General features: G+C 41.9%; 15 protein-coding genes and 1 tRNA gene. 6 read left to right on the top strand and 10 right to left on the bottom strand.

Annotation, left to right across the window (positions count from 1 at the left end):
* Positions 1–5: 5 nt before the first annotated feature.
* From KO530_RS03570 to KO530_RS03600, 7 genes are all read right to left on the bottom strand, one after another.
* Complete coding sequence (locus tag KO530_RS03570; protein ID WP_216047025.1) at positions 6–2,354, bottom strand: TonB-dependent receptor; 2,349 nt, start codon at positions 2,352–2,354, stop codon at positions 6–8.
* Positions 2,355–2,850: 496 nt separating this feature from the next.
* Positions 2,851–3,075 carry a hypothetical protein gene (locus KO530_RS03575; protein WP_216047026.1) on the bottom strand — a complete coding sequence of 75 codons (225 nt, stop codon included), beginning with the start codon at positions 3,073–3,075 and terminating at the stop codon, positions 2,851–2,853.
* A 23-nt stretch (positions 3,076–3,098) separates the two neighbouring features.
* Positions 3,099–3,356, bottom strand: coding sequence for a hypothetical protein (locus KO530_RS03580; protein WP_216047027.1), 258 nt, complete (start codon positions 3,354–3,356; stop codon positions 3,099–3,101).
* Positions 3,357–3,544: 188 nt separating this feature from the next.
* Positions 3,545–3,621 (bottom strand) — tRNA-Pro (locus KO530_RS03585).
* 204 nt (positions 3,622–3,825) lie between these two features.
* Positions 3,826–5,763: a phytase gene (locus KO530_RS03590; protein WP_216047028.1), complete on the bottom strand. Its 1,938-nt coding sequence runs from the start codon at positions 5,761–5,763 to the stop codon at positions 3,826–3,828.
* 2 nt (positions 5,764–5,765) lie between these two features.
* On the bottom strand, positions 5,766–6,734 hold the full coding sequence (locus tag KO530_RS03595) for a purple acid phosphatase family protein (RefSeq protein WP_216047029.1): 969 nt from the start codon (positions 6,732–6,734) through the stop codon (positions 5,766–5,768).
* 125 nt (positions 6,735–6,859) lie between these two features.
* Complete coding sequence (locus KO530_RS03600) at positions 6,860–9,550, bottom strand: TonB-dependent receptor (RefSeq protein ID WP_216047030.1); 2,691 nt, start codon at positions 9,548–9,550, stop codon at positions 6,860–6,862.
* Positions 9,551–9,869: 319 nt separating this feature from the next.
* On the opposite strand from KO530_RS03600, the gene KO530_RS03605 reads away from it, so the two are divergent.
* Together KO530_RS03605 and KO530_RS03610 are read left to right on the top strand one after the other, a co-directional pair.
* Positions 9,870–10,823 carry a GGDEF domain-containing protein gene (locus tag KO530_RS03605; RefSeq protein ID WP_216047031.1) on the top strand — a complete coding sequence of 318 codons (954 nt, stop codon included), beginning with the start codon at positions 9,870–9,872 and terminating at the stop codon, positions 10,821–10,823.
* On the top strand, positions 10,816–11,838 hold the full coding sequence (locus KO530_RS03610) for an AraC family transcriptional regulator (protein ID WP_216047032.1): 1,023 nt from the start codon (positions 10,816–10,818) through the stop codon (positions 11,836–11,838). Before KO530_RS03605 ends, KO530_RS03610 begins: the two co-directional genes overlap by 8 nt.
* Positions 11,839–11,856: 18 nt before the next feature.
* Here KO530_RS03610 and dcd read toward each other — a convergent pair whose 3' ends face one another.
* Together dcd and apbC are read right to left on the bottom strand one after the other, a co-directional pair.
* Positions 11,857–12,447, bottom strand: coding sequence for a dCTP deaminase (gene dcd / locus KO530_RS03615; RefSeq protein ID WP_216047033.1), 591 nt, complete (start codon positions 12,445–12,447; stop codon positions 11,857–11,859).
* Between the two features lie 89 nt (positions 12,448–12,536).
* Complete coding sequence (gene apbC / locus KO530_RS03620) at positions 12,537–13,598, bottom strand: iron-sulfur cluster carrier protein ApbC (protein ID WP_252728809.1); 1,062 nt, start codon at positions 13,596–13,598, stop codon at positions 12,537–12,539.
* A gap of 117 nt (positions 13,599–13,715) precedes the next feature.
* On the opposite strand from apbC, the gene metG reads away from it, so the two are divergent.
* Positions 13,716–15,761 (top strand): methionine--tRNA ligase, encoded by a 2,046-nt coding sequence (gene metG / locus KO530_RS03625; protein WP_216047034.1) that lies wholly within the window; start codon positions 13,716–13,718, stop codon positions 15,759–15,761.
* Between the two features lie 104 nt (positions 15,762–15,865).
* On the opposite strand, the gene KO530_RS03630 is transcribed toward metG, so the two are convergent.
* A complete protein-coding gene (locus tag KO530_RS03630) occupies positions 15,866–16,636 on the bottom strand; it encodes a class I SAM-dependent methyltransferase (RefSeq protein WP_216047035.1) in 771 nt (256 codons plus the stop codon).
* A gap of 76 nt (positions 16,637–16,712) precedes the next feature.
* Between KO530_RS03630 and gloB the strand changes: the two genes are divergently transcribed.
* The 3 genes from gloB to KO530_RS03645 are packed head-to-tail and all read left to right on the top strand — an operon-like array spanning position 16,713 to position 20,326.
* A complete protein-coding gene (gene gloB, locus KO530_RS03635; protein ID WP_216047036.1) occupies positions 16,713–17,507 on the top strand; it encodes a hydroxyacylglutathione hydrolase in 795 nt (264 codons plus the stop codon).
* Between the two features lie 43 nt (positions 17,508–17,550).
* Positions 17,551–19,236, top strand: coding sequence for a LysM peptidoglycan-binding domain-containing protein (locus KO530_RS03640; RefSeq protein WP_216047046.1), 1,686 nt, complete (start codon positions 17,551–17,553; stop codon positions 19,234–19,236).
* A gap of 34 nt (positions 19,237–19,270) precedes the next feature.
* Positions 19,271–20,326, top strand: a complete 1,056-nt coding sequence (locus tag KO530_RS03645; RefSeq protein ID WP_216047037.1) for an ion transporter — start codon at positions 19,271–19,273, stop codon at positions 20,324–20,326.
* The last annotated feature ends 664 nt before the right edge of the window (positions 20,327–20,990 follow it).

The following is a 20,990-nucleotide window of genomic DNA, read 5'->3' on the forward strand; positions in this document are numbered from 1 at the left end:
AGAGATTAAAAACGGTATTCTGCAGAAACACCGATTCGACGTTGGTTACCCCAAGTTGGGACGATAGACACGAAATATGCGCTAGGAATGTAGAATGCGTTTGATACATATTCTTCATCTGTTGCATTTTTAACCCACAACTCTGCAGACCAATTCTCACCGGTCACACCACCACGTAGATTAAGTAATGTTCTAGAAGGCAAAGTGGCAATATTCGCTTCTGACATGTATTGCTCAGATTGACCAGTAAGGTCAGCACGTACGAAATATTCTAGATTGTCGTTAAACTCACCATCATACTGGGCACCGATATTCCATTGTGTATCAGAACTTCTTGGTAATGAATTTCCTCCTATATCACCATTGGCCGCACACACGATGTCATCACAAATTGCAGCTCGTGCTAAACGCTGAGAGATAGTTCCATCATCGTATTTAGCATTATTAAGTGCTAATCCGGCATTAACCGTAATGGCGTCAGTTAGTGCATATGTAACATCCATTTCTAAACCTTTGGATGTTGCAGAGCCTAAATTACCGACAATAGAGGTTGTGAAAAAGCCGCCATTAATTGCCGCCTGACTCACTTGTAGTTCAGTCCAATCAATATAATAAACGGCAGCGTTGATTCGAAGATCGCCATCTAAAATAGTATTTTTTGAACCAATTTCGTAAGTGGTGTTTTCATCTGCTTGATACACTTTTTCGGAGTCTTCTAGGCCACCGCTAATTTCAGGGTTCAAGCCACCAGATTTAACACCTTGTGCAGCTGAAAAGTAAACGAGTTGGTTCTTGTTAATACTATAATCTGCTGTGAAACGAGGTGTAAAATAACTGTCTTCATAATCATCAGCTGTAGACTCATCGATATATGTGATGTTCTGCTTTTTAGTTTCGTCGGTATAACGACCTTCTACTGCTAACACTAATTTATCATCCATCAATGGTACGGCAACTCGTCCAAATAATGCGGTTGCTTCAGTAATGGTGATATTATTGTTGCGGCTGTCCGGATCCAAAGAATCTTCGGTAATTGGGTCTAAATTATCAGTATAAAGAGGAGCATAATAACCTGTTTGTCCTGTGTCTCTATCTTCACCATCGGAAGAATACACACCGAACATAGCATACACACCATTGTCAGCAGTGTATTCAGCTCTCAACTCATGAGAATCATAGTCAAAGCCACCTACAGGTAAAACGGTAAATGCATTCAGGAATGCTGGAATACCAAAAGGTGTCAAATCGGTGCCGGTAAGGGGCGATCTATCAGAAATACCCGCACTCATGGTTTCACCTTGAATATTGGCAAATTGATATGAAACGCTAAAGTTATTGGTCAGCTCGGCTGAAATCGAAGCTCTAAAAATTTCAGTTTCGGAGTCTAAAGCATAGGTTCTAGGGTCAATCAAAAAACCGGTTTCGGTATCAGTACCAAATTCAAGGGGTGTATCAGGCAACTCGCCACAATAACCTCGAACTGGACCACCAAATAAACTACCACCACAATTGTAATCACCAATTTCTAAACGAGATTGTGCTTTACCCTCAGTAAAAGAGTCAAAAGAATGATAGGCCATTTCAATATCAACAGTTTCGGTAGGTTTTGCCACTAAAGAAATGCTGTAGGTCTTTTTATCCCAACCACCCAAGCTATCATCAGTACCTGGACTGACACCGGCTTGTGCTGCTGGATGTGAATTTGTCCAATCACCATCATAGTCACTGTTGGTGAAATTGAATTTAACGGCTAGCTTGTCTTCAATGATTGGCACGCTAATGTTACCGGTAATATCACGACGACCGCCATCACCTACCACCAAACCGACTTCACCAGTCAGGCCGCCTAAATCAGCTTTAGAAGTAATGTAATTAATAGCCCCCATGAATGAGTTTGCACCATATAATGCGCCTTGGGGTCCTTTTACGACTTCGATACGTTCCATGTCCATTGCACCTAAATCAAGTGCATAATTTCTAGGGATATACACGCCGTCAACAAAGGTGGAAACGTTTTGTTCAAGTTGGTCTACGGAAAATTGGCTTGCACCACGAATAATGGGAGTACCGTAACCGCCATTGGAATAATCTTCAAAAGACAAACCAGGTGTAGACATGGCGACATCTTCTAGTTCTTCGATGCTTCGTTTGGCAATGTCTTCGGCACTAAACGCACTGATTGCCAAAGGCACATCTTGAATAGATTCGACAGCTTTTCGTGAAGTAACCATGATGACTTCAAGACCGCTCTCATCGTTTGTAACTTCTTGTGCGTTTGCTTGTGAAACAACTGATGAGCTCATTACGGACGCAATGGCCATAGATAAGGCTGTAACTTTGAACGTTATTCTCATAATAGATTCCCGGTGCAAGTATTTTTATTATAATTAAATTAATTTTAACTGCGCTTCTATTTATGAAGCACTAGCGTTTACACAGCTTCGTCAAAATGCTCAATAATGACCCAACCACAGAATGACATTAACATATAACATTATAACCTACAAACATTTGTTTTAGCCTAATAATACCCCCTGCAATTTGATATTTATCAATCAGTTACGAGTTCAAAATGAAATATTTTGTGGAAACTGAAAACCTCATAAAACGAGTAAAAAACACTTTTAATAATAATCCTAGAATAATTTAAAAAGTAAGCAATTGATAAGACAGGAAAATAAAAGGTGATATTATCAACAAATAAGTTTAATCAATCCCTCCCCTTAAATTGTTTCCCCAACAACATCTAATAACAAGAAGTTTGATTCAGTGGATTGGTAATTGATTTTAGTAATATAGAGGTGCCGAACAGCAAACAACAAAAATTTATAAAAACACTTTTTATAGCATTTAAAAGACAATAAAAACCGCGGGGCTAAAGCCTCCACCTACAAGAATGACCGAATAAAATGCATCACCGCTTTTTTGTAGCATGGCCTTTAGGCCATAGAAGGTATCTAAACCGCCACCTGTAGCATGGTCTTTAGGCCATGGACACCGAACAACAAACGCGGGGCTAAAGCCACCACCTACAAGAATGACCAAATAAAATGCATCACCGCTTTTTTGTAGCATGGCCTTTAGGCCATAGAAGGTATCTAACCGCCACCTGTAGCATGGCCTTTAGGCCATGGACACCGAACAACAACCGCGGGACTAAAGCCACCGCCTACACGAATGACCGAATAAAATGCATCACCGCTTTTTTGTAGCATGGCCTTTAGGCCATAGAAGGTATCTAAACCGCCACCTGTAGCATGGCCTTTAGACCATGGACACCGAACAACAACCGCGGGACTAAAGCCACCGCCTACACGAATGACCAAATAAAATGCATCACCGCTTTTTTGTAGCATGGTCTTTAGGCCATGGACACCGAACACCAAACGCGGGGGCTAAACTCGGTAACATAGTATTTGGAATGATTTTGAACTAAAAGGTGACCCAAAAGGTGACCCAACGGTGTCTTTCAGTTCAATAAAGTAAGGATATTTTTAGATGGAAAATGCCTGAGAGTCAAGCAGGATAAGGGGAGCAGATTAATTGGTCGGTGTGAGAGGATTTGAACCTCCGACCCCTGACACCCCATGACAGTGCGCTACCAAGCTGCGCTACACACCGACCGAGCTGCGCAGTTTACTTATTTTTCGACACTTTGCAACGGCAAATATCGTTTGAGTGGCCAACTGGTAGGTGTTTGAGCGTTTTTTTTGGATTTTTGTTGCTGGAATGAGAGCTATTTGTAAGTGGTGTTTAAAAAACGTTCAAAAAACCCCGTTCGAAAACGGGGTCTTTGATCTTAATATTTTGCAAAAGACTAAGTCATTAGTTCTTTAGCCACTGCTTTATAAGCTGCTTAATTAACACTCCGTCCACCAGCTTAAAATTCTGTGGAGCATTGGGCAGTCTATTTCGACCATCCTGCACGACCAATAACCCGTCGGGTAAATTCGCTCCTAAGCTTAATGATGTAATTTCTAAACCGTCAGTTTCAGAGACACCGTCTATTCCAGCAGTTAAATCCATATCAATCCGAAAACTGCCTAAATAACGATTATTCTGATCCAGTGCAAATACGCCGAAGCTGTTGTTTCCTTGACTAGATGCGACTAAATAACGTTTCCCACCCATGTTGTAAATGCCCATTCCCTCAACATCAGCAACAAAGTTACTAGAGGTGGTAGCGATTAACCTAGCTCCTGCTTTAGTTGGACGTGCGCTAATCTGCCAAACCCCAGTGGATTCTTCACCATAGTAGAGTTGCTGATTAGTATCATCGGCAACACAGCCTTCAGGTTGACTTGGTACTCGAAATTCCCTGATTAATTTGGCTCCAACCTCATCGTTGTTTGGCTTTAATAAATACTGCTGAAAACGTCCATCGGTGTCATTTATAAAAACATGGTATTGGTCTTCTTGCTGATACATACACAGGCCATAAACATCCGCTAAATCCGTTTTAATATCAGACAAAAATGACATTTCACCGCTATCTTGTTGCAATGCAAACAAGCTAATGCTGTTAGTGGTGCGATTACTGGCCGCGGCTAAATCGAAAGTTCGGTTACCTAATTTAAAACCATACCGAATATCCACATTATTCACTCTGCCTACATTGAGTTCCTGGAGTAAATTACCTTGCAAGTCATATAACATCATGCCCTGCTTTTTATTGGTACCTAGTATGCGACTTTGTTCTGGCGCGGCGGAGTTTATCCAAATTGCCGGATCATCAGCGGCATCACCAAATACCTGCATAGGTTCTGTTTGTGCAAATGGAGTAACGCTGCCAAATTCAGATGCTTGGATTTCTCTGTTTGTAGTTGAGATATTCAGTTGTGCTCGAGAATACGCTGAACTTTGATCATCAAAAATCCCTAATACCAAGTTCGATGATTGCAATACACCATTGCTTGTTTCTGGCTTATCGGCACCGGTTAACGGAATAAAATGAGCATTTGCGTTATTCCCAGCCTCGACATGCCAGACTCCTTGTTGATCCGGAGCGCTAACCAAAACATCGCCATTATCTAATACATCAACATGGCTTACTTCCCCTTCCATTGGCCCAAAAGGACTCACCGCAATCACAAGTTCACGAACCAATTCAGCTTCAGGATCTGCTGGGTAGCGCCAAAGACCAATATTCTCTTCAGCCAAATATACAATACCGGCTTCGTCATCAGCTGCACAACTTTTGGTTTGTAGCGTGCCGATAAATTCATGGACAGGCACATCAACCAAGGTTTGATTTTTGGCATCAACCACTATTCGTTGTTCCACTACTCCTTTGGCATCAGCTATGAAAACTGACAAATGCCCTTGCGGCATTTGATACCAGCAAAGAGCTTCTACTTGTCCTTCGGGTTGCGATAACCTAGACATCAATGATAGTTGCTGAGTTTGCCAGTCCAAACCTAACACTAGGATTTGTTGCAAGTTATTATCTGTAGTGGTAATTAATCCGTATTCTTTATTGTCTATCTGGATATTGTCACGCCAGTCAAGCATTTCCATGTTACCGGAAAAAGTACTAAGCAACTGACCTTGGTCATCAAGTAATAGAATGCCTTTAGTCTCACTGGTCAATAACCAATATCGCTTTTCATCATGCATAATGGGCAGCGCAGATTTACCCGCAAGATTATTAACTGAATCGCTAAATAAAGGGGTAATCTGATTTATCGAGGCACTTGATTGTGACGTCGTTTGACAGGCACTTAGAATGCAACACGCGGCAATCCACAGGTAAATTGATTTCATCTTTATTCCTTATCCATGCTGTAGTGATAGAGACGCTCGCCAGCGGCACTGATGAATTGAATTAGCATGTTACTGTCTCCAACCGAAACAGTTAAAAATCCGGCTTCGCTTTTTGCGTACTGTGTGAACACTCGCTGTTGAACCGGGCGCAGTTCAGAACCCGCGCCAGATACAAAATGTTCAACCAGTTTTCCCGCTGGGCGATTATGTTGTAAATCATGTTCGTGACCAGCGAAATAAGCATCTACTTTATATTTTTCAAATATAGGTTCTAAAACCTGCTGAATCCCTTCTGTTTTGCCAAATCGTTTACCGCTGGAATATAGAGGATGATGACCAATCACAATATTCCATTTGGCTGTTGAGTTAGCTAATTGTTGTTCAATCCAACGTAATTGTTTTGCACCATCTGGTTTTTGTGTTTCGGCATATTTAGCGCGATTTTTGTATTCCGGATTAAGTGGATTGGTATCAATAAATAACACTAACATTTCAGTGTTTTTACCTACCTTAAAGGTTTTAGCATAATACGCAGATGGAAACTCCCAACGTCGACTGCGTTTTGAGTAATCAATTTGCGCTTGCCAATTTCCACGGTAATCATGATTGCCTAACGTAGGATACCAATCTTCAAATAAATTAGGTCCATGGTATATCTGTTCAAATGAGGTTTGCCAATATGGATCATCAACCGAAGCCACACCATTTGAGTAAAAGTTATCACCGGTGGTGGCAATAAATTCGCCGTCGATTTGCTGCATGACCACATCCATCATATCAGCCACAGGTTGCTGCTGATAATGCCCATTGCGGCCCCAATCACCTAACACCAAAAAGCTAAAGCTATCTTTTGGCGTTGCTAAGGCTTGCACATGGTGTTTCTTATAAAAGTTTTGATCGTGAACCTGCTTACTGAAGGCCGCAATCGAGGTGACACTTAAAACGACTAATATTACATATCTAATAAACATTGTTATTCCAAACTACGAGATGAGATAAACCAGCACAAAATACTAAGGCTCGTTTAACTTAGGTCGTGATACGACGGTATAAAAGCTCAGTAGCGAACATTTAACAAATGTTCGCTACCTTAAGGCTATAACATCCAACTAAATCCAAGTTCAAAGGTACGACCGTACTCTTCGTATTGTGCATTAACACTGCGTTGGTCAAAATAGTTGTAGAAACCTTCGTCAGTAATATTTATCGCGTTAAAATACAGATACATATTTTGCTCAATAAAGTACTTACTAGTGAAGTCTAATTGCTGATGATTGTCTTCCATGCGAATCAGATCACCGTCAATTTCTTCTAAGTTTTCACTTTTGTATGTCATGGTTAAACGCAAACTAACCAAGTTGCTTTCATAACCTACGGTGAAATTACCAATTTTGTCAGACTGATTAGGCAATGATGTTTCAAAGCGTTCACCGTCTAATAAGGTTATTGCTTCGGAGCTTGAGAACGTCCCATTGGCGGATAGCAAGAGGCCATTATCGAAGGCTTTTACCCAAGAAAGTTCGACACCGCTGACCTTAGCAGACTCACCATTAATGGGTTGCATGACTTCGTCAAACCCATCCCATTCAGGTAAATCAGCAACGTCGGCAACGATCACAAAATTATCGATATTTTTATAAAAATACCCTGCTGACAGCACCCCAATATCACCAGGGTAATACTCTAAGGTTAAATCAAAGTTATCCGATTCAAACGGATTAAGTTCTGGATTACCAACTTCAGCTTCACGCTCAGTAATGAACACGCCTTCATCTTCTTCTGTTTTAGATTCAATGATTTGGTACGCAGCTGCATCTTCAAATTTAGGCCGAGAAATGGTTTGTGTAAAAGCCGCTCGAGCAATTAGTTTTTCGGTGAATTCATAACGCATATTCAAACTTGGCAAAAGATGATCGTAACTTCTTTCACTATTCCAAGGTGTATTAACGACTTCTTCAACGTCAGTTTGCTCATTTTCGATTAACTCTACGCGCATACCTGATGTATTGAAATCCGTATCCTCGTATCTGACCCCAGCCACTAGGGTCAATTTTTGCCATTCATAACGACCCATAATATAAGCCGCAAAAATATCTTCGTTACTCACATATGACGCCCCATTGGACTCAACTTCTGAATCAAGTTCCGCTAATTCGAAGCCCGCACCATTTTGGTTGAAGTAGTTACGTAGCCCTGCACGGTCTAAACCTGGTCCAAAACTGCCTAATCCCCAATCAGGCTGCGCGGCTGCGAACATAGTGGGATCTATGCCATCAAAATCACCGTCATAGATGAAAATATCAGCTTCTGTGGTTTTTTCACGAGCACGATATTTTGCGCCAAACTTCAATTCAAATGACCCCTCTTGCAAGTCAAACATGCGGGTGAAATCCGCTTTGAGCATAGTTTCAGTGTCTTCAGCCAGGCTCTTTTCCAAACTCACTTCATCTAGCTCATAATTAGCCAAATCCATCGCCGCAGCATCTTGAGTTATTTGCGGGATCTGTCCTTGCATATCCGAATCGATTGCCATATTTTCACCCACGAAGGTGTAATACAACGCTTGCGGATCATCCTCATCTGCTTTTGAATAACCCAGTTGATATTCAACCAACCAATCATCTAAATGATGTTCTGCACCGGCTGAAATAGATAAAATCGTTTGGGTTTCTTCACGGTCTTTGCTCCCTCGTTCTATCTCGGAGTCTTCTCCATCGAACGTAAAGGTATTCGCCATCCGGTATTCGTCATCAGCGAAACGGCTATAAAGAGTGCGTAAATAGTAACGATTGTTGAAATCAGGACGGAAATCCAAGTTGACAGCAGCACCGATGCGCTCCCTTGAAATGCTGTAGTAACGTTGTTCTATCTCATCATCACCGTTGGATTCAATGTTGTCAGAGCCAAAATCACGCTTTGCATATGACAGTGCCGCAGCAACACCAAATACGTCATCAAATACATTGGTCACACTGCCTGATATTTTTGGACTTGTTTCGTCTCGCAACTGGTTTTGACTGGCCTGTACATTAATACTGGCGCTCGTGCCTTGGCGGTCAAAAGCGCTTAAGCTTTTCACTTCAATTGACCCACCGATAGCGTCTGCATCCATATCAGAGGTAACTGATTTTGACACCTCTAATCCTTGAATAAGCTCAGAGGGGATCACATCCAACGCAACAGAGCGCACACCACCTTCAGGAGAAGGCACATTGACACCATTGATGGTCACATTATTAAGATTGGGATCAATACCTCGAATACCGACAAAACGTCCCTCCCCTTGATCACGTTCAATGGATAAACCTGGTAAACGTTGCAATGCTTCAGCGGCGTTCTGGTCTGGGAATTGGCCAATCGCATCTGCCGATACAATCGACTTAATGCTGTCAGCGACGCGCTGCAAATTGATCGCGCTTGCCTGCCCTGCTCGCTGTCCATAGACAATCACGTTTTCTAACTCTTTAGCTGGCGCAGCCAAGCTAATATCTTGCTGAAGAATTTTTCCACCACTGATAATCACTGGCACTTCAATTGTTGGAGTACCTAGGTATTTCACAACTAAGGTGTAGTTACCTTCAGGCAAATTTGCGAAACGAAAACTTCCGTCTCGCTTGGAAACGGTGCTTTGTCCCAATTCTTTGATATTGACTTCAGCCCCTTGAATATAGCTAGTCTGGCTTTTGTCAGTGAGTAAACCTTGAATTCCGCCTTCATCAGCTAAAGCAGATTGACAGGAAAGTGCCACGAAGCACGCCAAGGCTAAAGTGGTTTTTATCATTTTCATTGTAAGTTCTCTGGTTGCAAACTAAGGTTTAAATGTGTTGGCGCGACAACCTAATGAGCAGCAATGACATTTTTATGACAGGCAACCAAATAGTTTCTGCGGTTGCTTGCTAAAACCACCAATTTACCTAGCACTTTTAAGCTCCATGAGCTTATTTGACCTCCCAGCGACCTCAGGTTTTAAACGGTCTGTTTTGAAATTAACTTAAAACAAAGCTAACCACCTTCATTAATTTGTCATTTTACTGAGCCAATATGACCCCTATGCTGGTTTAAAACTATGTCAGCATAAAAACCAACAGCATCAACCGAGTATTACCATGAACTTTTCTTTACTAGCCCGCCATCAACGATTGTTCTCTGTCACATGTGCATCATTGACACTTTCGTTAACCTTGAGCATTGGTTTAGGGCAAGCCAAACCCATTGCCGATATTTCATGGCTAGATATTATTGGCGAAGGCAGTGTCGCGCTGCTTTCCTTGTTATGGATTTTTTTCCTGTTAGTCAGTCGCCCGCCAGGTAGAGTCACTTCGGCATTGGTATTAGGACTGAGCTGTTTTCTATTTTCTGCCAACTTGGACTTAATAGACGAGTTTATGTCCTATCACAATGCCGCAAGCATATTAAGTATGGTGGAATCGGTTCCAGCTGGAATTGGCATGTTTATTATGAGTTACGCGTTATTCCAATGGCATAAAGAACAGTTAGTCCTCAATAAACAATTGCAAAAACGCGAATCAGCGTTACGTCAACATCACCAAGTGGATTTCATTACAGCGCTGTATAGCGCAGACTATATGCGCACGCAAATCGACTCACAATTGCAAAACAATCACAATCCTGAGTTTTCAGTTGTGATGCTAGATATCGACAACTTCGATGTATTTAATCGCCAATTTGGCCATATTCAAGGTGATCAACTTCTGCGTGAGCTAGCAGATTTAATCTTAATGAACTTGCGTGCTACTGACCTAGCCTGTCGCTATGCAGGTGACCGATTTATATTATTGTTGCCTAACACTAATTTGCAGAGTGCAGAAAAAATAGCCGGCCAAATCAAAAAAGCCATAGCGAGTATCGCGTTTAAGCCATGTCAGTCAGGGGAGTCAGTTTACCACCAACTCAGTTTTGTTGCAGAGTCGGCAATTTTAGGCGACGTGACAGAAAGCCTACTGCGGCGCCTTAACCAACGGTTGGAAAGGTTCAAGCAAGATCAAAGGAGTACACCGAAACAAAGCGGGCTGAATCAGGGTGGACAGGCACATGGATGAAAACCGCTTTTTTTATGTTGATGATAAAGTTATACCTGCCCACCAATTGGCAGCTAGCATTTTGGACTTCAGTCGTTCCAGAGACGTTAATAAACACAAGCTGTTGCGTGGCACAGGCATATTTAATCAAGATTTAGTGTCAGATAGAAAGCTCAGTGCGCTACAATTGCTGCAACTTATGGGCAATGCGCAATCATTAACTCCAGGACACGATTGTGGTTTTTTATTAGGCAAACGTATGTTTCCGGGCAATTATGGGGCGATTTCCAATGCATTGATGCACAGTCGTAATTTAGCTGATGCATTCACTGTGTTGGCCGTACTTAGAAGTCAGATTTGCCCTTTTTTAGACACTAAACACTATGCTTCGCAGCAACGTCACTACGTATTGATTACCGATGCGATTGGATGTGGAGAGCGCTTTCAATTTATCGCAGAGCTGTATTGCACGGCACTGGTTTCAGCCGTTAAATTAATTCTCGGTCAGCGCATCCCATTTCAGTTTAACTTTCCATTTCCACGGCCTAAATATATTCAAGAGTACGAGGTTCATTTAGGCCATAGACTGAACTTTTCTCAACCCGCGATGAGTATTAGCTTCGATAAAAAATGGCTGGCGAGCTTGTGTATAAATCGCAGCGATAGCTTAAAACGCCATGCTTTGCGTCAGTGCAAGATGGTTTCGATGCCAAGCAAAGGATTTATAGAAGCGGTGCGTACCACAATATCAAAACATTCTGATTGTGGCTTACAAAAAGCAGCCGAGAAATTTTGTATGAGTCCTGCAACGTTTAAACGCAAGCTCAAACAGCATGGTTACACCTTTCAGCAAATTCATGATGAAGTAGGCAAACAAGAAGCAATCTACCTACTCCAAGTTCAACAACTCAGTAACGAAGAAACGGCTCACTTGATGCAGTTTAGTGATATTCCTAATTTCCGGCGTTCAGTCAAACGTTGGACGGGGTTAACGCCTAGCCAACTCAGAACGACGACTGAAAATCCACTCTACTGAGTTTAGTAACCCCAACCTCTAAGACTTGTCGTCTGCACTAATGCGACTAGCAATAGCTCCATCTTGATTACGATATTTCGCATCAGCTCTACTGCTGTAGGGTTTTTCTGCAAAATCAGACAACACTTCAAAACTGATGGCACCAATTTTCATTTTTGGTTTTAACGCCAATGGTAGTTTACCGCTATTGAAAAACTCCAATACGATATTGCCTGACCAGCCCGGATCTATGCGATGTGCGGTAACGTGAACCATCAATCCCAAGCGTGCAAGGGAAGAACGTCCATCTAACCAGCCAACAATATTGGCCGGTAGCGTCACAGATTCATACGTCACCGCTAATGCCAATTCACCCGGGTGCAGGAAAAAGGACTTATCATCAGGGACAATAATTTCATCGCTCATAACTGTGTTCATGGCTTCTTGAACTTCAGCTTTAGGACCACTGAGATCAATAAAAGGTGCTGTGTGATCTTCAAAAACCCGAAATTTATTACCTAATCGGATATCCACGGTTACACCACTGATTTCAGAATAATCAGGTTCAGGAGAAATCGAAATTTTGCCTTCTTTTATGTATTGAAAAATATCTTTATCACATAACCGCATGAAATTTTCTCTGTAAGTGTACCGCTTGATCCGCGGCTTTTAATTTAAAGCTCAATTCGCGCACATTATGATCGCCTAGGTGCGGTTGTTCAATGTTTTTCAACAATTGGGATTGAATCATCACTTTTTAAAATTTGGCTGTAGGCTAATTGTTGTGACATTTTTTTAGCGGCATGCAAATACGCCTGTGCCAAATCACCATTAGGTTGTTCAAGTATTAACGGTAAACCGTTGTCAGCATGCTCTCGGATTTGAATATCTAATGGTAACTGACCAAGTAATTCCAAGCTTTGCTGTTCAGCTAATTTTTGCCCGCCACCACTGGCGAACACAAACTCTTTATTGCCGCATTTACGGCATTGGTAATAGCTCATATTCTCAATAATACCTAAAACAGGAATACTCACTTTGTTAAACATCGCGATACCTTTTTTGGCGTCAGCCAAGGCTATGTCCTGTGGTGTCGTAACCACTATTGCAGCAGTTAAAGGCACCATTTGCGCCATAGTCAACTGAATATCGCCGGTGCCTGGAGGCATATCAACAATCAAATAATCCAGTTCAGGCCATAGGGTTTCGTTAAGGATTTGCTGTAACGCTTTACTTGCCATAGGACCACGCCAAACAGTCGCATCATCACTGGGCACTAGATAACCAATCGAATTGGCCACCACCCCGTTACAGTTGATTGGGATCATATGTTTATTATCTTCGCTTTGCGGTCTTTGCTCAGGATTACCCAACATAATCGGCACAGATGGACCATAAATATCGGCATCTAATATGCCAACCGTTGCACCTTGCGCTTGTAACGCAAAGGCCAGGTTCACTGCCGTTGTAGACTTACCAACGCCACCTTTACCAGAGGCCACTGCAATAATATTTTTAATCTTTTGTAGGCGTTTGACTTTGGTTTTTTTGGCCGCAATATCGCAGCTTAATCGCACGTGATTGGAATCTAACCCAAGTTCGTCGATAGCGCCGATAATGAGTGAAAAATCCTGTTCACAGGCAAATGGGAAACAAAATTGCAATTTTTGTCCTTGCTGAGACAAACAATCCGTTATTTGCGATTCAGACAAGCTCAACATTTGGCCAATAAGCTGACAAATTTGCGTTATCTGGGGTTGATTAAACAGGGTATTCGACAAAGGTGACTCCTTTTGATGCAATTTATGTGATTTTATGCTGTTTTACTAATGCAATAACGCTGCATTTTCGTTACCATTTGCGTCCTTTTTTCAACTAATCAAGACTCGTAATCAAACATGCCAAATCAGCCACGTAAAATACTCGTCACCAGTGCCTTACCTTATGCCAATGGTTCTATCCATCTAGGCCATTTACTGGAACACATTCAAACTGATATATGGACACGTTATCAACGAATGCGAGGCAACCAATGCTACAGTGTTTGTGCGGATGATGCACACGGTACGCCGGTAATGTTAAAAGCTCAGGAGTTAGGGATTACCCCTGAACAAATGGTCGCGCAAACTCGAGCAGAACATCACCAAGATCTGCTTGATTTTCATATCGAATACGATAATTACTATGTGACCCACTCTGAAGAAAACAAAGAATTATGTGAAGAAATCTATAATCGCTTGAATTCTGCCGGCTACATCAGCAAACGTACTATCAGCCAATTGTATGATCCGGAAAAGAAAATGTTCTTGCCAGATCGTTTCATCAAAGGTACTTGCCCTTCGTGTAAAGCCGAAAATCAAAATGGCGATAGCTGCGACGTATGCAGTGCGACCTACAGCCCCACGGAAGTTATCAATCCGCGCTCTGTAGTATCCGGTGCAACTCCTATCTTGAAAGATTCAGAACATTATTTTTTCGATTTGCCAAAATTTGAAGATATGCTCAAAGAGTGGCTCGTCAGTGGTGCGCTGCAAGAAGAAATCGCCAATAAACTCAAAGAGTGGTTTGACGAAGGATTGCAACAGTGGGATATCAGTCGAGACGCGCCTTATTTCGGTTTTGAGATACCTGGCGCACCGAACAAGTTTTTCTATGTTTGGGTTGATGCTCCAGTAGGTTACATGGCGAGCTTCAAAAATTATTGTAATCAACATGATATTGATTTTGATAGTTTCTGGAATGCAGACTCAGATGCTGAGCTATATCATTTCATCGGCAAAGACATTACATATTTCCATTGTTTGTTCTGGCCCGCCATGCTTGAAGGTGCAGGTCTACGCAAACCAACGGGTGTTAACGTCCACGGTTTTGTCACGGTAAATGGCGCAAAAATGTCTAAATCCACGGGTACCTTTATTAAAGGACGCACCTATTTAGATCATTTGAATCCAGAGTATTTACGTTATTACTACGCCTCTAAATTAAGTGACGGCGTCACTGATATCGATTTAAATTTGGAAGATTTTGCGCAGAAAGTAAATTCTGACTTAGTCGGTAAAGTAGTGAATATTGCCAGTCGTTGCGCCGGATTCATCACCAAACGTTTTGACGCTACATTATCGGATAACGTCATTGAGCCTGAATTGCTTGCACAATTTAAACAAGCCTCTGATGACATTGCCAACATGTATGAAAAGCGCCAATACAACAGAGCTATCCGTGAAATCATGGCTTTGGCAGATAAAGCCAATCAATTCATTGATGCGCAAGCTCCTTGGGTGACCATCAAAGAAGAAGGTAAAGAGCAATATACTCACGATGTTTGTTCATTGGGAATCAACTTGTTCCGTATATTGGTTGTTTATCTTAAACCTGTATTACCAAAACTGGCTGAGCAAGCTGAAGCCTTCCTAAACGATGAACTTGATTGGGACAGTGCGCAACGTGACTTGGGTAAACATAAAATAAACAAGTTTAAAGCCTTGATGCAACGTGTTGATATGGACAAGGTTAACGCGATTATAGAAGACTCAAAAGAAAACCTTGAGCCTAAGAAGGTCGCAGCTCCCGCGGCGGAATCGGCCACCGATGGCCCACTTAGCAAAGATCCAATTGGTGAAACGATTAGCTTTGATGACTTTGCAAAAGTCGACCTACGTATAGCTAAAATAGCCAAAGCTGAACACGTTGAAGGTGCAGATAAATTACTGCGTCTGCAATTGGATCTAGGCGGAGAAACTAAACAGGTGTTTGCCGGCATTAAATCAGCCTATCAACCAGAAGACCTTGAAGGTAAGTTAACCGTAATGGTGGCAAATTTAGCCCCCCGCAAAATGCGTTTTGGTTTGTCAGAGGGAATGGTTTTAGCGGCTGGACCGGGTGGAAAAGATCTGTGGATCATGGAACCCCATGAAGGAGCACAACCTGGTATGAAAGTTAAATAATAGCTTCACTAACCTTATAACTGATCCACTATTAGGCGTTCATATTATGAACGCCTTTTTATTTGCCTAAAACAGACTTAACAACAGTACTTCACCTATTGCAGTTAACGACTATTTTTTTGCATTGAGGTGCGAACGCTAGCACCTACCGTTGAGAACTTTGGTGAGGGTTTCCATTTTGGTTTAATTAAGGAAAGTGGAATCACACGCTTTTTGGCGACTATCACGTAAATACTCGAAAATATTGGCAAATATTTACGACAGAACGATTCTATTCCTGAAAAAAGCCGTGATTTACGCTTAAACATCAAACTCGAAAATACCAGCTGATGTTGCTCAATGGTTTCAAAACCAAGCAAATGCAGCCAGTCATTTATTCGCATACTGCTAAAAAAGCGAGCTTCCCGTAAAATCTTATTTGATTTAAACGGAAGATAACGCAAAATTCCAGCCAAACTAAATGGATTGAAGCCCACTATCACCACGTGGCCATTGGGAATTAATGTTCGATCAATTTCTCTTAAAATTTGATGGGGATCTCTGGAAAAGTCCAGTTCATGGGCTAGCAAAAAAGCGTCGACGCTGTTTTCGCTAAAAGGCAGCTCATGGCTATCTGCGATAACTTGGTTACCTTTTATAGGTTGATGTTGCTCTACGCATTTTCGATTCACCACATTAACAATATGTTTGATTGCACATTCTGATAAATCGATTTGGCTGCTCAAACAGCCCACCTTAACTAAATGATAGCCAAAAAAACGCCTGCTACATGCTTCTAAGCTGGTTTCCACATGTTCTTTCATGGGCTCCCCAACAGGCAAAGCTTGCCAGGAAGTGGGATAAATCGGTTTTTTAGAGATTAAAGCAGGCTTCATATTGTCCAAACAATTGCGCAGCTACCAACAACTACATATAGTACAACACTAGCGAAGTGACACAAGCAAGGTAATTATGTCTCAAACAAAACAAACTCAGTCAATCCTATCGGTATTTCCTATCCCGGCGTTCACAGATAATTATATTTGGTGTGTACACAATGGCGTGAATTGCTGGGTGGTTGATCCTGGAGATGCATCACCAGTTTTAGATTATATTCAATCGACAAATTTAACCCTAAAAGGGATATTGGTGACCCACCATCACAATGATCATACCGGTGGCATTTTGGCCCTTTTAAAACACGCACCAGAGATTCCCGTGTTGGGACCAGACTATGGTAATATTCAAGGCTTGACCAAAAGATTGAAGGAAGGCGATTCAGTAGTGCTCGATTCCTTGGATCTTGAATTGGCGGTTTTAGAGGTACCAGGGCACACCTTGGACCATATCGCGTTTTATGGTCAAAATATGCTGTTTTGTGGAGATACCTTATTTTCAGCGGGTTGCGGCAGACTTTTCGAAGGCACTCCACAACAAATGCATGAATCTTTAGAGAAATTAATGAAACTCCCAGCACAAACTAAGGTCTATTGTACCCACGAATATACTTTAGCTAATGTGAATTTTGCGCTAAATGTAGAACCTGAAAACCAAGCTCTACACGCCTATTCAGATTGGGCAAAACATCAAAGAAGTCAGGGGCTACCTACTCTGCCTTCAAATATCGAACAACAAAAAGCGATAAATCCGTTTTTACGTGCGCAACAGGATGAAATAAAACATAATGCAGAACAATTTGTTGGCAAGAAGTTATCCAACGAAACAGACGTTTTCGCTGCAATCAGGCAGTGGAAAGACAATTTTTAGTGGAGCCAATGATAAGGGTCAAACAGGTTTTTTCAACACCGCAATGAAAATCACCTCTTTTTCGTTGCTAATGGTATTAACGGGTTGCCAAACATATATGGCGGACTCCCATGCCCAAAGCGAAACTCATCAAGAACAACTGATTGCCGAACAAATCAATAACAGCTGTGAACAGAAACACGCTTTAGCTGATGAGCTTTTTGATTGCACCTCCGCATCTCAGGGCACTATTCCTGTTACTCACCCTACAGAAATAGTAGAAATTACAGTTGAGCCAGACAATTACGTTGAATTACCTGATGATGAAATTGCTGATATCAACGAGTCAACTCAGAGCCCTGAAAACCTTTGGCTTAGAATTAAACAACAGTTAACTTTCCCGATCCCAGATAATGATCGTTTAAAGGCACAAAAAAATTGGTATCTGAAGCACCCTGAATATATGCAGCGAGTCGCAACTCGAGCCAAGCCTTTCATGCACTACATTGTTGAGCAAATTGAAAAGAACCAACTTCCCCTTGAGTTAGCTTTTTTGCCCATAGTAGAAAGCGCATTTGATCCTTTTGCCTATTCCCACGGACGAGCTGCAGGCATGTGGCAGTTTATTCCAGGTACTGGAAAACGTTTTGGCATGAAACAAACTTGGTGGTATGACGGAAGACGCGATGTAGTTGCATCAACTGAGGGCGCAATTGCCTATCTGACCTACTTAAATAATATGTTTGATGGCGACTGGCTACATGCGTTGGCAGCATACAATTCAGGTGAAGGTAGAGTCAGAAGTGCGATTAGACGGAATAAAAAAGCCGGAAAACCTACTGACTTCTGGTCGTTAGATTTACCTCGCGAAACCCGAGCATATGTGCCTAAATTATTAGCTCTTAGCAGCATTTTAAAAGATGCAGATGATGACAATATTGCGTGGACAGCCATTCCAAATAAACCTTTTGTTGAAGTGGTAGACGTGGAGTCACAAATCGATCTTGCGTTAGCGGCAGACCTTGCGGGATTAACCCTCAAAGAACTTCATTCCCTGAATGCTGGCTTCAATCGTTGGGCAACGGATCCTGATGGCCCTCACAGATTATTATTGCCTGTTGAAAGCGTTGACAATTTTGAGATTGCGCTAAATAAAATAGAAGAAAATGAACGTCTTAACTGGGTTCGGCATAAAATCAAAAGTGGTGACAGTTTATTAAAATTAGCCAAACAATATCATACCACCGTTGGCGTGATCCAAGGTGTGAATGATATGCAAGGCAACCTGATCCGGGTCGGAGATTATATTTTGGTGCCGGTTTCACTAAAATCTCTGGATTCATATTCCCTTTCACAAGAGCAGCGGCTGGCAACTACTCAATCTAAACCTCGCGGAAGTTACTCTTTAAATCACAAAGTAAAAAGTGGTGATACCTTTTGGGATTTAAGCCGCGAATATAAGGTCGACATGCGTAGTTTGGCCAAATGGAACGGTATGGCTCCCACCGATCCCTTAATGCCAGGTAAAAACTTGGTTATTTGGGTTAAACAAGCGTCTGAATCTCAACGTAAAGATGCGGTAATGCGCACGTTAACCTACACCGTTAAAAAAGGTGATTCATTAGCTCGAATTGCGAATAAATTTAAAGTGAATCTGGTGGATTTAAAACGTTGGAATCAAGATAAACTGCGTAAATATTTGCAGCCTGGACAGAAGATAAAAGTCTATGTTGACGTTACTCGTACCTAACAAGTCAAAGTTAACTAAGGTAAAGGAATGATCGATGCTGGGGTTTAATCGCAAAAATCTAAGCAAAAGCCATGAGGGTCCTTGGCTTTTGCTCGATTTATTTATGCTAGGATTATTATTCATTAATCTTATCTGGATTATTTTTGACTCCTTATACAGCACCGAAATCGTCAAACAATCATTAGCTTATGTATCGGAATCCTTAGTCACTGGCTATGCCCCTGTGCACAATAACTTCCTGTTGATAGATTTAGCCTTTGTCGCGGTATTCCTTAGTGAATTTTGCTTACGCTGGATAGTTGCAGTGGTAAAAAAGACCTACTTGAGATGGTATTTTTTCCCATTTATTCACTTTTACGATTTGGTTGGCTGTATCCCACTTGGTGCTGCTCGAATATTCCGTTTTTTACGGATATTTTCAATTCTTCATCGCCTGCATAAATATGAAATTATTGACCTTAGGCGCACAGCTTTGTTTCGCTTTATCGCATTTTATTATGAAGTTTTTGTAGAAGAGCTGTCTGATCGCATTGTTGTCAAAGTATTATCGGATGCGCAAAAAGATATCGCTGCAGGTTCTCCCCTAGTAGAAGATATTACTCAAAATGTAATCGCATCTCGACTGCCGGTGATATCCAGATGGACAGCATCAGTATTGAGTCATATTGGTGAGTCTATTGAACATAACGAACATGGCCAGTCCGTAAGACAACATGTGAACAAAAGTGTAGGTAAAGCAGTTAGAGGCAATCCGCATATTTCAACCTTAAAACTGGTTCCAGTGTTAGGTTCAACCATTGAGCGCACCTTAGAGTCCGCGGTGACAGACATTGTCACCCAATCAATCGTTAATCTGCTCAAAGACATGACCCCAGAAAAAATCGACGATTTTGTAAAGCATGGGATTGGTCGATTTTCAAGTGAAGATGAAGCGTTAGATGATGAGGTATTAGCCGTGGTAAATGAATGTATCGAGCTGATAAAAAGTCATGTTTCGCAGCAGCGCTGGAAAACCGAATTTGAGCAAGAATCAACTGTCACAGCTGTAGTTGTTGAACAAAACAATCCACAAAATCCTCCGCAAATCTAGCGGGGAGGTTTATCCTGCGCTTTTTTGATATTTTTCATGGCCTAAAGGCCATGCTACAGATTAATTGCACCCTGTAGGTGGGGGATTTATCCCCTGCAACGCTAGCAACAGCATTCATGGCCTAAGGGCCATGCTACAGATTAATCAAACCCTGTAGGTGGGGGATTTATCCCCTACAATGCTAGCAACATCATCCATGGCCTAAAGGCCATGCTACAGATTAATTGCACCCTGTAGGTGGGAGATTTATTCCTTACAACGCTAGCATCAGCATCCATGGCCTAAAGGCCATGCTACAAAAAAGCGGTGATGCATTTTATTCGGTGATTCGTGTAGGCGGTGGCTTTAGCCCCGCGGTTGTTGTTCGGTGCTCATGGCCTAAAGGCCATGCTACAAATTCCCCTCCTGTAGGTGGGGGATTTATCCCCTACAACACTGGCAACATCATCCATGGCCTAAAGGCCATGCTACAGATTAATTGCACCCTGTAGGTGGGGGATTTATTCCTTACAACGCTAGCATCAGCATCCATGGCCTAAAGGCCATGCTACAAAAAAGCGGTGATGCATTTTATTCGGTGATTCGTGTAGGCGGTGGCTTTAATCCCGCGGTTGTTGTTCGGTGCTCATGGCCTGAAGGCCATACTACAAATTCCCCTCCTGTA

The organism is Aliiglaciecola lipolytica (assembly GCF_018860635.1).
In the GTDB taxonomy this organism is placed as follows: Bacteria; Pseudomonadota; Gammaproteobacteria; order Enterobacterales; family Alteromonadaceae; genus Aliiglaciecola; species Aliiglaciecola lipolytica_A.